The organism is Streptomyces sp. NPDC059456 (assembly GCF_042750055.1).
Lineage (GTDB): Bacteria > Actinomycetota > Actinomycetes > Streptomycetales > Streptomycetaceae > Streptomyces.
The window spans coordinates 1-12280 of sequence record NZ_JBHYVA010000211.1; the positions used below are offsets into that span (position 1 = coordinate 1).

Consider the following 12280-nt stretch of genomic DNA (forward strand, 5'->3'; position numbering starts at 1 on the left):
GCTCCCGCGCCACCACCCGGGCCCCCGCCCCGCCCGCCCCGCCCGGCGGGGGCCCCCCCGCCCGGCCGCCCCCCCGGCCGCGCCCCGGGTGGTGGCCGGGGGGGCCGCGCCCGAGTCCGGTGACGGTCGCCGAGGTTCCGGTGACGCTCACGGGCGCGGCGCTGTCCCGGTGGAGCGCGTAGGACGTGGCGCCCGGGGCGGCCGACCAGGTGAGGTCCAGGCTGCTCGCGGTGGCGCCGGACGCCGTCAGGCCGGTGGGGGCGGCCGGGGGCTGCGGCTGTCCGGGTCCGGAGCCGCCCGGGTCGGGTCCGACGAGCGTGACGTCGTCGGTGAAGTGGGCGGGCTGGCCGTACCAGCCGTGCGTGTAGACCGTCACGGAGGTGGTGGCCGCGCCCGTGCGGAACGTCGTGCTCAGCTGCTTCCAGGCACCCGGGGTCTGCGTCCAGGTGGACACGTCGGTGGTGCCGGTCCCGGCCGCGCCGAGGTAGACGTACGCCCCCTGCACCCAGGCGGCGAGCGTGTACGTCGAGTCGGGCTTGACGGTGACGGTCTGGGAGCAGCGGGCGTTGTCCTGGCCGGCAGGGGTGGCCCGGAGGGCGGAACGTCCGCCGTGGACGGGAGTGGTGACGACGGCTCCGCTGCCGGCCGAGCAGCTCCAGCCGTCGAGTCCGGCTTCGAAGCCGCCGTTGCGGGCGAGGTCGGCGTCGGCCGCCGCGGCCGGCGGGCCCGCGGCAAGGAAGCCGGCGACCGCGAGGGCGGCCGCGGTGAGGAGGGTGGTGACCCTGGCTGGGCGTCTGCGCACAACTGCCTCCGGAACATGGGGGGATGGAGCCAGGCCGCCGGTGAACCGGCAGCGGCGCCCAACATGGTCCAGACCAATGCCCTTGTCAAGGCTTGTGACCCTCCTCCCCCGCCGCGGCCCGGGCCGCGGCCTCGTGCATCGCGAGCTCCAGCAGCACCGGATCGGTGAGCGTGCCGCGGCCGTCCGGAACCACCAGCCAGTGCGTGCCGTCCGTCCGCCGGCCGGGGTACGGGACCACGATCCAGGTCCCGCGCCCGGCTCCGCGTACGCCGGTGCCGATCCAGCGGGACGCGGTGCCCGGGGGAACGAAGAAGCCCAGCCGCTGCCCGCCGGGATCGGCGAGCACCGGGCCGGGCCGGTCGAGGAGGTGCGTCAGGACGTCGAGGGCGGTCTGCCCCAGCTCCCCGGGCAGGATCAGCACGTCCCACTGCCGGCCGGCGGGCAGCAGGGCGACCCCGAGGGGGTTGCGCTCCCACTCCCACCGGCAGGCGTCGGGGTCCGGCGCGACCGCCACCAGCCATTCCACCGCCGTCTTGAACTCCGAGCCTTGCATCGCCCGGCCTCCGCATCTCTTTGGGGTGAGGGTTCTCACCGGGAGAGAGCGGGGCAGGGCCCTGCGATGACGCGGGTTTCGCCACCCCGTCATGGTGAAGCGGCTCACGTGGTGAACGGCGGTGCGCGCCGGGGGCGTACGGGGTGCCGGGCTGCCGGGACCGGCTCCGGCAGACGTCAGCTGTCGAAGCCCAGGCCGAGCTTGTCCAGGGCCTTCAGCCACAGGTTGCGCCGGCCGCCGCGGGCGTCGGCACGGGCCAGGGACCACTTGGTGAGGGTGATCCCGGTCCAGGCGAACGGCTCGGGCGGGAAGGGCATCGGCTTGGACTTCACCATCTCCAGCTCGGTGCGCTCGGTCCGGGCCCCGTCGAGCAGGTCCAGCATCACGTCGGCGCCGAAGCGGGTGGAGCCGACGCCGAGCCCGGTGTAGCCGGCCGCGTAGGCGACCCTGCCGCCGTGGGCGGTGCCGAAGAACGCGGAGAAGCGCGAGCAGGTGTCGATGGCGCCGCCCCAGGCGTGGCTGAACTTGATGCCCTCCAGCTGCGGGAACGCGCTGAAGAAGTGCTGCGCGAGCTTCAGGTACGTCTCGGGGCGGTGGTCGTACTCGGAGTCGAGCTTGCCGCGGTAGGGGTAGATGGCGTCGTAGCCGCCCCACAGGATGCGGTTCTCCGGGGTGATGCGGAAGTAGTGGAACTGGTTGGCGCTGTCGCCCAGCCCCTGGCGGCCCCGCCAGCCGATGGCCTCGAGCTGCCCGGCGGTCAGCGGCTCGGTCATCAGCGCGTAGTCGTAGACCGGGACCGTGAGCGGGCGGATCCGCTTGACCAGCGACGGGAAGATGTTCGTGCCGAGCGCCACGCGCCGGGCGAAGATCCGCCCGTACGGGGTGCGCACGGCCATCCCGGCGCCCGAGGAGGCCAGCGACAGGCCCCGGGTGTTCTCGTAGATCCGCACGCCCAGCGACAGGCAGGCGGCCTTCAGTCCCCAGGCGAGCTTCGCCGGGTTGAGCATGGCGACGCCGTCGGTGTCCCACAGGCCCGCGAGGAAGGTCGGCGAGTCGACCTCCGCGCGCAGTTCCTCGCGGTCCAGCCAGCGCGAGCCGCCCGCGAGACCCAGCTTCTGGGCCTCCTCGTACAGCTCGCGCAGCTCCTCGACCTGGTGGGGTTCGGTGGCCACGTCGATCTCGCCGGTGCGCTCGAAGTCGCAGTCGATGCCGTAGCGGGTGATGGCCGCCTCGATCTCGTCGAGGTTGCGCGCGCCCAGTTCCTCCAGCTTGGCGAGTTCGCCCGGCCAGCGGGCCATGCCGTTGGCCAGGCCGTGCGTGAGGGAGGCGGCGCAGAAGCCGCCGTTGCGGCCGGAGGCGGCCCAGCCCGCCTCCTTCGACTCGATCAGGACGACGTCCCGGGCGGGATCGCGCTCCTTGGCGATCAGCGCGGTCCACAGTCCGCTGTACCCGCCGCCGATGACGAGCAGGTCGCAGGCCTCGTCGGAGGTCAGCGCCGGCTGCGCGGCGGGCTTGCCGGGGTCGTCCAGCCAGTACGAGACCGGCAGTGCTTCGGAAAGGGATTGAGCAACACTTCGCATGGCGACTGGGGCCATGTCTTCCAACTCCCTACAGAGTTACTTGGGTTGTGCGTTCTTGCGGCGGTTGCCGACCATCTGGCCGACGAGGACCACCAGCACCGCGATGACGAACATCGCCGTGCCGATGACGTTGATCTGTACAGGCGTACCGCGCTGCGCCGATCCCCACACGAACATGGGGAAGGTGACGGTGTTGCCCGAGTTGAAGTTGGTGATGATGAAGTCGTCGAACGACAGCGCGAAGGACAGCAGTGCGCCCGCCGCGATACCGGGCGCCGCGATCGGCAGGGTGACCCGTACGAAGGTCTGCACCGGGCCCGCGTAGAGGTCGCGGGCGGCCTCCTCCAGCCGCGGGTCCATCGACAGGACGCGTGCCTTGACGGCGGCGACGACGAAGCTGAGGCAGAACATGATGTGGGCGATCAGGATCGTCCAGAAGCCCAGCTGGATGCCCATGTTCAGGAAGAGCGCGAGCAGCGAGGCCGCCATCACGATCTCGGGCATCGCCATCGGCAGGAAGATCAGCGAGTTGACCGCGCCGCGCGCCCGGAAGCGGTAGCGGACCATCGCGAAGGCGATGGCGGTGCCGAGGACGGTGGCGCCGATGGTGGCCCACACGGCGATCTGGAGCGACAGGGACAGCGAGCCGCACAGGTCGGCGACCCCGCAGGGGTCCTTCCAGGCGTCGAGCGAGAACTCCTGCCAGGCGTAGTTGAACCGCCCGGCCGGGTTGTTGAAGGAGAAGACCGTCACGACGACGTTCGGCAGGATCATGTACGCGAGCGTGCCGAGGCCGAAGATGACGACGAGATTGCGCCGGAGCCAACGCATCAGACCAGGTCCTCCGTCCCCGCTCGGCGGATGTAGATGGTGACCATGATCAGCACGATGGCCATGAGGATGAAGGACAGCGCGGCCGCCGTCGGGTAGTCGAGGATCCGCAGGTACTGCGACTGGATGACGTTGCCGATCATCCGGGTGTCCGTGGAGCCCAGCAGCTCGGCGTTGACGTAGTCGCCGCTCGCCGGGATGAACGTGAGCAGGGTCCCGGAGACCACGCCCGGCATGGAGAGCGGGAAGGTCACCTTCCGGAAGGTGGTGGCGGGGTGGGCGTACAGGTCCCCGGCCGCCTCGTGGAGGCGGGTGTCGATGCGCTCCAGCGAGGTGTAGAGCGGCAGGATCATGAAGGGGAGGAAGTTGTACGTCAGACCGCAGACCACCGCCAGCGGCGTGGCCAGCACCCGGTCGCCCTGGGTGATGCCGAGCCAGCTGGTGACGTCCAGGAAGCCGATCTTGTTGAGGACGGCGACGACGGGGCCGCCGTCGGCCAGGATCGTCTTCCAGGCCAGGGTGCGGATCAGGAAGCTGGTGAAGAACGGGGCGATGACGAGCACCAGCACCAGGTTGCGCCAGCGGCCCGCCCTGAAGGCGATCAGATAGGCCAGCGGGTACCCCAGCAGCAGGCACAGCACGGTCGCGGTGCCGGCGTAGGCGAGGGAGCGCAGGAACTGCGGGTAGTACTCGGTGAGCGCGTCCCAGTAGGTCTGGAAGTGCCAGGTGACCCGGAAGCCCTCTTCGAGGGAGCCGGTCTGCACCGAGGTGGAGGCCTGGTAGACCATCGGCAGCACGAAGAAGACCAGCAGCCACAGGATGCCGGGGAGCAGCAGCCAGTACGGGATCAGCCGCTTGCGCACGGACGGCCTGTGGACCGGGGGTTCGGCCGTGGCCTCGGCCTCCGGTGGCGCGACGGTGGCGGTCATGCGCCCTCCTCGACCGTCTCGATTCCGGCGTCTATGTCCTGGGCGGCGTCGAGGCCGAAGGTGTGCTCCGGGTTCCAGTGCAGGACGACGTCGGCGCCGGGGGCGAGGCGGGCGTCCCGCTCGATGTTCTGGACGTACACCTCCAGCTCGGGGCAGACCTGGCTGTCGATGACGAACTGGGTGGAGACCCCGATGAAGGAGGAGGCGGCTATCTTGCCGTGGATCTTGTTGCGGCCCGCGCCGACGGTGTCCGCCTCGTCCGCGTGGACCAGGGACATCTTCTCGGGGCGCACCCCGACCAGCAGCTTCCCGCCGGTCTTCGGGGTGGTCGAACATCGGGCCGCGGGCAGGCGCAGCCTGGTTCCGGCCGAGCTGACCGTGACGTCGGCGCCGCCCGCCTCCAGGACCTCGGCCGCGATGAGGTTGGAGGTGCCGAGGAAGTTGGCGACGAAGGTGGTCCGCGGGTTCTCGTACAGCTCGGCGGGCGCGCCCAGCTGCTCGACGCGGCCGCCGTTCATCACGGCGACCGTGTCGGCCATGGTCATGGCCTCCTCCTGGTCGTGCGTGACGTGTACGAAGGTGATGCCGACCTCGGTCTGGATCCGCTTGAGCTCCAGCTGCATCTGGCGGCGCAGCTTGAGGTCGAGGGCGCCGAGGGGCTCGTCGAGGAGCAGCACCTGGGGGTGGTTGATGAGTGCGCGGGCGACGGCCACGCGCTGCTGCTGGCCGCCGGAGAGCTGGTGCGGCTTGCGCTGGGCGAACTGGCCGAGCTCGACCAGCTCCAGCATGTCGTCGACCTGCTTCTTGACGGACTTGATGCCGCGGCGGCGCAGTCCGAAGGCCACGTTCTCGTAGATGTTCAGGTGCGGGAACAGCGCGTAGCTCTGGAACACCGTGTTGACGGGGCGCTTGTACGGCGGCAGGTGGGTGACCTCGCGGTCGCCGAGGTGGACCGTGCCGGTGGAGGGCTCCTCCAGGCCGGCGATCATGCGCAGGGTGGTGGTCTTCCCGCAGCCCGAGGCGCCGAGCAGGGCGAAGAAGGAGCCCTGGGGGATGGTGAGATCCAGCGGGTGCACGGCGGTGAACGAGCCGTAGTGCTTGCTGATCCCGGCGAGGCGGACGTCGCCGCCCGCGGTCTTGTCAGTCATGGGTCGCGGCCTTCGGTGGTGGTGTCGTCGGAAGGGTGCGGGGCGCGGATGCCGGCACGGGGGGGGGTTCGTCAGGCTCCGATGAGCTTGGCGAACTTCTCTTCGTACGCGGTCTCTTCCTCACTGGTGAGGGAGCGGAAGGCGCGGGCCTTGGCCGCCATCGCCTTGTCCGGGATGATCAAGGGGTTGTCCGCGAGCGCGGGGTCGATCTTCGCAAGGTCTTCCTTGACGCCTTCGACCGGGCAGACGTAGCTGATGAACGCCGCCAGCCGGGCGGCGTTCGGGGGCTCGTAGTAGAAGTCGATCAGCTTCTCGGCGTTGGCCTTGTGCCGGGCGTGGGCGGGGACCAGCAGGTTGTCGCTGGAGGTGATGTAGCCGGGCGCCGGGATCGCGTACTTGATGTCCGGGTTGCCGGCCTGGAGCTGGATGATGTCGCCGGCCCAGGCGAGGCAGGCGGCGAGGTCGCCCTTGTCGAGGTCCGCGGTGTAGTCGTTGCCCGTGAAGCGGCGGATCTGCTTGGTGTCCACGCCCTTCTGGAGCCGGCCGATGGCCGCGTCGTAGTCCGCGGTGGTGAAGTTCGCCGGGTCCTTGCCCTGGTCGAGCAGGGTCATGCCGACGGTGTCGCGCATCTCGGTGAGGAAGCCGACGCGGCCCTTGAGGGAGGGGTCGTCGAGCAGCTGGGTGACGGAGTCGACCTTCTTGCCGTCGGTGGCCTTCGCGTTGTAGGCGATGACGGTGTCGATGCCGGTCCACGGGTAGCTGTACGCGCGGCCCGGGTCCCAGTCGGGGTTGCGGAACTGCGGGATCAGGTTGGCGTAGGCGTGCGGGAGGTGCGAGGGGTCCAGCTTCTGCGCCCAGCCGAGCCGGATGATGCGGGCGGCGAGCCAGTCGGTGACGACGATCAGGTCGCGGCCGGTGTCCTGGCCGGCCGCGAGCTGCGGGCGGACCTTCCCGAAGAACTCGACGTTGTCGTTGATGTCCTCGGTGTACTTGACGGCTATCCCGGTGCGCCGGGTGAAATCGTCCAGCGTGGGGTGGGTCTTCTCGTCCTCGCTGGTGTCCATGTACTCGGTCCAGTTGGAGAAGTTGATCTCCTTCTCCCGGTCCGAGTGGTCGTCGGAGGCGACGGCGGTGTCGCCCGCGCGCTTGGCCGGCGGGATGCCGCAGGCGGACAGGGAGGCCAGGCCGCCGAGGGTGAGCGCTCCGACGCCGGAGGCGCGCAGCAGCGAGCGGCGGGTGAGGGCGCCGCGCCCGCTGGTGAGGCTGCGCCGCATCGCGGCGAGTTGCGCCGCCGAGAGGCGGTCGGGCTCGAACTGCTCCATGAGCTGCCCTTTCGGGATGGGTGGCGCCGCTGGTCAGGCGGCGGGCTGCCACGCGGCAGAAGCCGGATTCGGTTAGGTGCGGTCCCCGAAGATGGTGCGGTGCCAGTCCTTGGCGGCGACCGCCGTGTTGTCGTACATCACATGCTTGACCTGCGTGTACTCCTCGAAGGAGTAGGCGCTCATGTCCTTTCCGAAGCCACTCGCCTTGTAGCCGCCGTGGGGCATCTCGCTGATGATGGGGATGTGGTCGTTGACCCAGACGCAGCCCGCCTTGATCTCGCGGGTGGCGCGGCCGGCCCGGTAGACGTCGCGGCTCCAGGCGGAGGCGGCGAGCCCGTACGGGGTGTCGTTGGCCAGCTCGATGCCCTCGTCGTCGGAGTCGAAGGGCAGGACGACGAGGACCGGGCCGAAGATCTCGGACTGGACGACCTCGCTGTCCTGGGCGGCGCCGCAGACGAGGGTGGGCCGGTAGTAGGCGCCCGCTGCGAGCTCGCCGCCGGGGATCTCGCCGCCGGTGACGACGGTGGCGTAGCCGCGGGCGCGCTCCACGAACCCGGCGACCCGGTCGCGCTGGGCGTGCGAGACCAGCGGGCCGAGGTCGGTGGCGGGGTCGAACGGGTCACCGAGGCGGACGGTCTCCATCAGCGAGGCCACGCGGGCGACGAAGGCGTCGTGCAGGGGGCGCTGGACGTACGCGCGGGTGGCGGCGGTGCAGTCCTGACCGGTGTTGATCAGGGAGGCGGCGACGGCGCCGTGCGCGGCGGCCTCCAGGTCGGCGTCGTCGAAGACCACGAAGGGCGCCTTGCCGCCGAGCTCCAGGTGGAGCCGCTTGACGGTGGCGGTGGCGATCTCGGCGACGCGCTTGCCGACGGCGGTGGAGCCGGTGAACGAGGTCATCACCACGTCCGGGTGGCCGACCAGGTGCTCGCCCGCGTCCCGGCCGGCGCCGGTGACGATGTTGACCACGCCGTCGGGCAGGCCCGCGTCCTTGGCCGCCTGCGCGAACATCAGGGAGGTGAGGGGGGTCAGCTCGGCGGGCTTCAGGACGATCGTGTTGCCCGCGGCGATCGCCGGGAGGATCTTCCAGGCGGCCATCTGGAGCGGATAGTTCCAGGGGGCGATGGAACCGACGACCCCGATGGCCTCGCGCCGCACGTAGGAGGTGTGGTCCCCTGAGTACTCGGCCGCCGCCTGCCCCTGGAGATGCCGGGTGGCGCCCGCGAAGAAGGCGGTGTTGTCGATGGTTCCCGGAACGTCGAACTCGGTGGACAGCTTGATCGGCTTGCCGCACTGGAGGGACTCCGCGTACGCGAAGTCCTCCGCCTGCTCGGCCAGCACCGCGGCGAGCCGGTGCAGGGCGTCCGAGCGCTCGCCGGGGGTGGCCGCGGACCAGGCCGGGAAGGCCCGCTTGGCGGCGGCGACGGCCTCGTCGACATCGGCGGTGGAGGCCAGCTCGTACGTGAGCACCTCCTCGCCCGTCGCAGGATCGACCACGGTGTGCGACCGCCCGGAGGTTCCGGACCTCAGCTGCCCGTCGATGTACTGCGCGCCGTCTGCGAAGCGGTCCTTGACCTGGAAGCGATTACCCATCACGCTCTCACGCTCTCCGTAGCTTCAGCTCGAATTGAGTGCCGATCCTGGCAGAGGTGTTACCCGCAGCCAAGTGATTCCGTTGTTGCCTTTTGATTACGCGACGGAATCGGTCGACCATGTGTCGAGACACACCCCAAATCCCGTACGAAGTGTCAGTGGCGACTGTCAGACTCGCGTGCATGGAGAAGATCGACAAGTTGATCGAGCAGGTCAGCCGTGGTGAGCGGGTGAAGTACCTGCCGTTCTGGGGGCACCGGCCGCGCCCGGACGGGACGCTCGGCCCCAGCTGCATGAGCCAGTGGTGGCCGTCACCTTTCACCGTCGGTGATGTCCGGTACGACACGGCGGAGCACTGGATGATGGCCGGCAAGGCCCGGCTGTTCGGCGACCCCGAGGCGGAGCGCGCCGCGCTGGAGGCCAGGACTCCGGCGGAGGCCAAGAAGGCCGGCCGGCTCGTGCGCGCCTTCGACGACGCGGTCTGGGAGCGGGAGCGGTTCGCGCTGGTGGTCGAGGGCAGCGTGCACAAGTTCGCGTCCACCCCCGGGCTGCGCGCGTACCTGCTGGGCACCGGGAACCGGGTGCTGGTGGAGGCGAGTCCGATGGACCGCGTCTGGGGCATCGGCCTGGCCGCCGACGACGAACGCGCCCTGGACCCGGCCCGCTGGCGCGGGCTGAACCTGCTGGGCTTCGCGCTGATGGAGGCGCGCGAGCGGCTGCGCACGGGGGCTTGAATGCGTGGCGGGCCCGCGGGCGGCCCGCCTACGGTGGGACTCGTCCAGGTGCGAAGGCGAGACCTACTTCCACTCTTGATGGGCCGGTCGCGGGTTCGAGTCCCATCACCGGCTTTCGGGCCGGTGTGGCTCAGTTGGCAGAGCAGCACGTGGTTTCGCCGACCTCGATCTCTGGACACCTGCGTCACGCGCCTCCCGGTGCGCGGGCTGCGGCTCCTTCTTTTCCCGAGAATCCCAAGCCGCCGCCACCTTGATCTCGGGAGGCCGCGTGCGGGGTGCCCGGCGCGCAGGCGACGGTTGCTTCGGGGACCGGGAGGTCGCGGGTTCGAATCCCGCCCGGCTGCGGCCGGTGGATCAGCTCGGCAGCTCGCCCGGCAATAAGTCCGTCGCCGACCCTGATCTCGGGCATCCCGCACGTCACGCCTCCCCCACGTACCACTGGATTCGGGGGGATCCTCATGGCCCGCTTCAACCTGCGCGCGTTCAAGAAGGCGTCCGCTCCTGCTTCCGCGGCCGCCGCGGCGGGGCCCGCCTCGCCCGTGCGTTCCACCGGCACCCGCGCCGTCAACCACCGGGGCGGCCCCGGTTTCGTCCGCGACCCGCGCTCCGAGCTGTTCCTGCTCGCCGTCGCCGACTTCGTCACGCAGCAGACGTTCCGCGAGAACGCCGAGACCCGTGACGACCGGTTCGCCGCGCTCGTGCGGCGCCTGGCCGTCGAGGATCCCGCGTGGACCGCCGGCCTGCTCGGCTGGCCGCGCAAGGACGCGAACATGCGGACCGCCTCGCTGGTCGGAGCGGCCGAGTACGTCAAGGCGCGGCTCGACGCCGGAGCGACCGAGGGGCCCGCCAACCGCAGCGTGGTGGACTCCGTACTGCTGCGTGCGGACGAGCCCGGTGAACTGCTGGCCTACTGGACGGCGACGTACGGGCGCGCCGTGCCCAAGCCGGTCAAGCGCGGCATCGCCGACGCCGTACGCAGGCTCTACACCGCCGCCTCGCTGCTGAAGTACGGCACCTCCTCGAAGGGCTTCCGCTTCGGTGACGTGCTGAACCGGGTGCACGCCTCGCCCGATCCCGCCAGGCCCTGGCAGGCCAGCTGTTCCGGTACGCCCTCGACCGCCGGCACCACCCGGAGACGGCTCAGGTGCCGCCCGGCAACCGCACCCTGCTCGCGCACCGGGACCTCATGGAGCTCCCGGTCGAGGAGCGCCGGGCGCAGGTCACCGCGCCGGGCGGGGCCGAGCGGCTCGCCGCCGCGGGCATGACCTGGGAGGCGCTGGCCGGCTGACTCCAGGGGCCGATGGACGCGGCCGCCTGGGAGGCGGTCATCCCGTCCACGGGCGCGATGGCGCTGCTGCGGAACCTGCGCAACTTCGACCAGGCCGGTGTCTCCGACGCGGTGGCCGCGCAGGTCGCGGCGAAGGTGTGCGATCCGGAGGCCGTCGCCCGGTCGCGGCAGTTCCCCTTCCGCTGCCTGGCCGCTACCGGCACGCGCCGTCGCTGCGCTGGGCGTACCCGCTGGAGCGGGCGCTCGGCCACTCCCTGGCCAACGTGCCCGCGCTGCCGGGCCGGACGCTGGTCCTCGTGGACCGGTCGGGCTCCATGTGGGCGCCGCTGTCGGACCGCTCCCGGCTCAACCGGGCGGACGCGGCGGCCGTGTTCGGCGCGGCGCTGGCGCTGCGCGCCGAGGACGCGGACCTGCTGCAGTTCGGTACGCAGAGCAAGCAGGTCCCGTACGCCCGGGGCGAGTCCGTGCTGAAGGTGCTGGAGCGGTTCGAGGACCTCGGCGGCACCAACACCTCGGAGGCCGTGCGGCGGTACTACAGGGGGCACGACCGGGCCCTGATCGTCACCGGCGAGCAGGCGACGTACCGCCACGGCGGCGACCCGACGGCCCTCGTCCCGGACGAGGTCCCGGTGTACGCCTGGAACCTGGCCGGCTACCGGACGGGCCACGCGCCCTCCGGGTCCGCGGGCCGGCACACCTTCGGCGGGCTCACCGACGCGGCGTTCCGCATGGTCACCCTGATCGAGGGCGGCCGGGACGCGGACTGGCCGTGGGCGGCGCGGGCCGCGTAGCCGGACGGCGGATGACGGACGACGGGTGACAGGCGGCGGATGACGGACGGGGGGGGGGCCGGGCGGGGGGGGGCCCCGCCGCGCCCCCGAGCGGGGCTGGGTGGGGGTGGTGGTGTGGGCGGGGCGGGGGGGGGCGGGGTCGCGGGCGGGGGGTTGCCGGACGAGGGGTGCCGGGGGGGGTTTGACGCCGGGGCGGGCCCGGGGGGCCTGTGGCCGGGCCCCGGCCCCGTGCCGTGCGTGGTGCGTCGTGTGCGTGTGCCCCGTGGCCCGCCGCCCCCGTTTCGGACGCCCCTGCTTCGGACGCCCCCGCTTCGGACGTTCTCGCGTCAGACGTTCTCGCGGAGGTGCGTGCGCGAGGGCGGCCTGTCGAAGCCGTCGCCGCTCTGCTCGTCACCGAGCAGGAGGCCGAAGATCAGGAGCCCGATCGTCAGCAGGCTGAGCACGATGCCCACCGCGCCCAGGATGATGCCGGCCAGCGCCATCGAGCCGTTGTCGGCCTCGCCGCGCTTGGCCTTGCCCCGGCCCAGGATGCCGAACACGAGCGCCGGGACGGCGAACAGCAGGCCCACGTAGCAGGTGACCACGCCGATGATGCCGAGGACCAGGGCCGTGATCCCGAAGCCGTTGCTCTTCGGCTGCTGGTACGGGTAGCCCGGGTATCCGGGGTACGCCTGCTGGGCGGGGCGTGGGTGCCCAGGCTGTCGCGGTGCTC

General features: G+C 71.6%; 10 protein-coding genes and 1 pseudogene. 2 read left to right on the top strand and 9 right to left on the bottom strand.

The genetic code is table 11. The features are described from left to right. From ACFXA3_RS19815 to ACFXA3_RS19850, 8 genes are all read right to left on the bottom strand, one after another. Window positions 1-802, bottom strand: an 802-nt coding sequence (locus ACFXA3_RS19815; protein ID WP_385188409.1) for a carbohydrate binding domain-containing protein, incomplete at its 3' end; no start/stop codon positions are given. An 85-nt stretch (window positions 803-887) separates the two neighbouring features. After that, the gene (locus ACFXA3_RS19820) at window positions 888-1355 is read right to left on the bottom strand and encodes a hypothetical protein (protein ID WP_385188411.1); all 468 of its coding nucleotides are present in this window, start codon (window positions 1353-1355) and stop codon (window positions 888-890) included. 176 nt (window positions 1356-1531) lie between these two features. Further along, on the bottom strand, window positions 1532-2950 hold the full coding sequence (locus tag ACFXA3_RS19825; RefSeq protein ID WP_385188412.1) for an NAD(P)/FAD-dependent oxidoreductase: 1419 nt from the start codon (window positions 2948-2950) through the stop codon (window positions 1532-1534). A 21-nt stretch (window positions 2951-2971) separates the two neighbouring features. Beyond that, the gene (locus ACFXA3_RS19830; protein ID WP_385188414.1) at window positions 2972-3766 is read right to left on the bottom strand and encodes an ABC transporter permease; all 795 of its coding nucleotides are present in this window, start codon (window positions 3764-3766) and stop codon (window positions 2972-2974) included. Then, window positions 3766-4695, bottom strand: a complete 930-nt coding sequence (locus ACFXA3_RS19835; RefSeq protein WP_385188415.1) for an ABC transporter permease — start codon at window positions 4693-4695, stop codon at window positions 3766-3768. Before ACFXA3_RS19835 ends, ACFXA3_RS19830 begins: the two co-directional genes overlap by 1 nt. Then, the gene (locus ACFXA3_RS19840; protein ID WP_385188416.1) at window positions 4692-5843 is read right to left on the bottom strand and encodes an ABC transporter ATP-binding protein; all 1152 of its coding nucleotides are present in this window, start codon (window positions 5841-5843) and stop codon (window positions 4692-4694) included. Before ACFXA3_RS19840 ends, ACFXA3_RS19835 begins: the two co-directional genes overlap by 4 nt. Before the next feature lie 71 nt (window positions 5844-5914). Continuing rightward, on the bottom strand, window positions 5915-7165 hold the full coding sequence (locus tag ACFXA3_RS19845; protein WP_385188418.1) for a spermidine/putrescine ABC transporter substrate-binding protein: 1251 nt from the start codon (window positions 7163-7165) through the stop codon (window positions 5915-5917). 72 nt (window positions 7166-7237) lie between these two features. Then, window positions 7238-8755, bottom strand: coding sequence for a gamma-aminobutyraldehyde dehydrogenase (locus ACFXA3_RS19850; RefSeq protein ID WP_385188423.1), 1518 nt, complete (start codon window positions 8753-8755; stop codon window positions 7238-7240). 182 nt (window positions 8756-8937) lie between these two features. Here ACFXA3_RS19850 and ACFXA3_RS19855 point away from each other — a divergent pair, with 182 nt between their 5' ends. Both ACFXA3_RS19855 and ACFXA3_RS19860 read left to right on the top strand, forming a co-directional pair. Beyond that, window positions 8938-9489 carry an NADAR family protein gene (locus ACFXA3_RS19855; RefSeq protein ID WP_385188420.1) on the top strand — a complete coding sequence of 184 codons (552 nt, stop codon included), beginning with the start codon at window positions 8938-8940 and terminating at the stop codon, window positions 9487-9489. A 458-nt stretch (window positions 9490-9947) separates the two neighbouring features. Next, window positions 9948-11568, top strand: a pseudogene (locus ACFXA3_RS19860) (TROVE domain-containing protein). Window positions 11569-11894: 326 nt separating this feature from the next. On the opposite strand, the gene ACFXA3_RS19865 reads toward ACFXA3_RS19860, so the two are convergent. After that, window positions 11895-12280: DUF4190 domain-containing protein (locus ACFXA3_RS19865; protein WP_385188421.1), on the bottom strand; the 386-nt coding region annotated here is incomplete at its 5' end.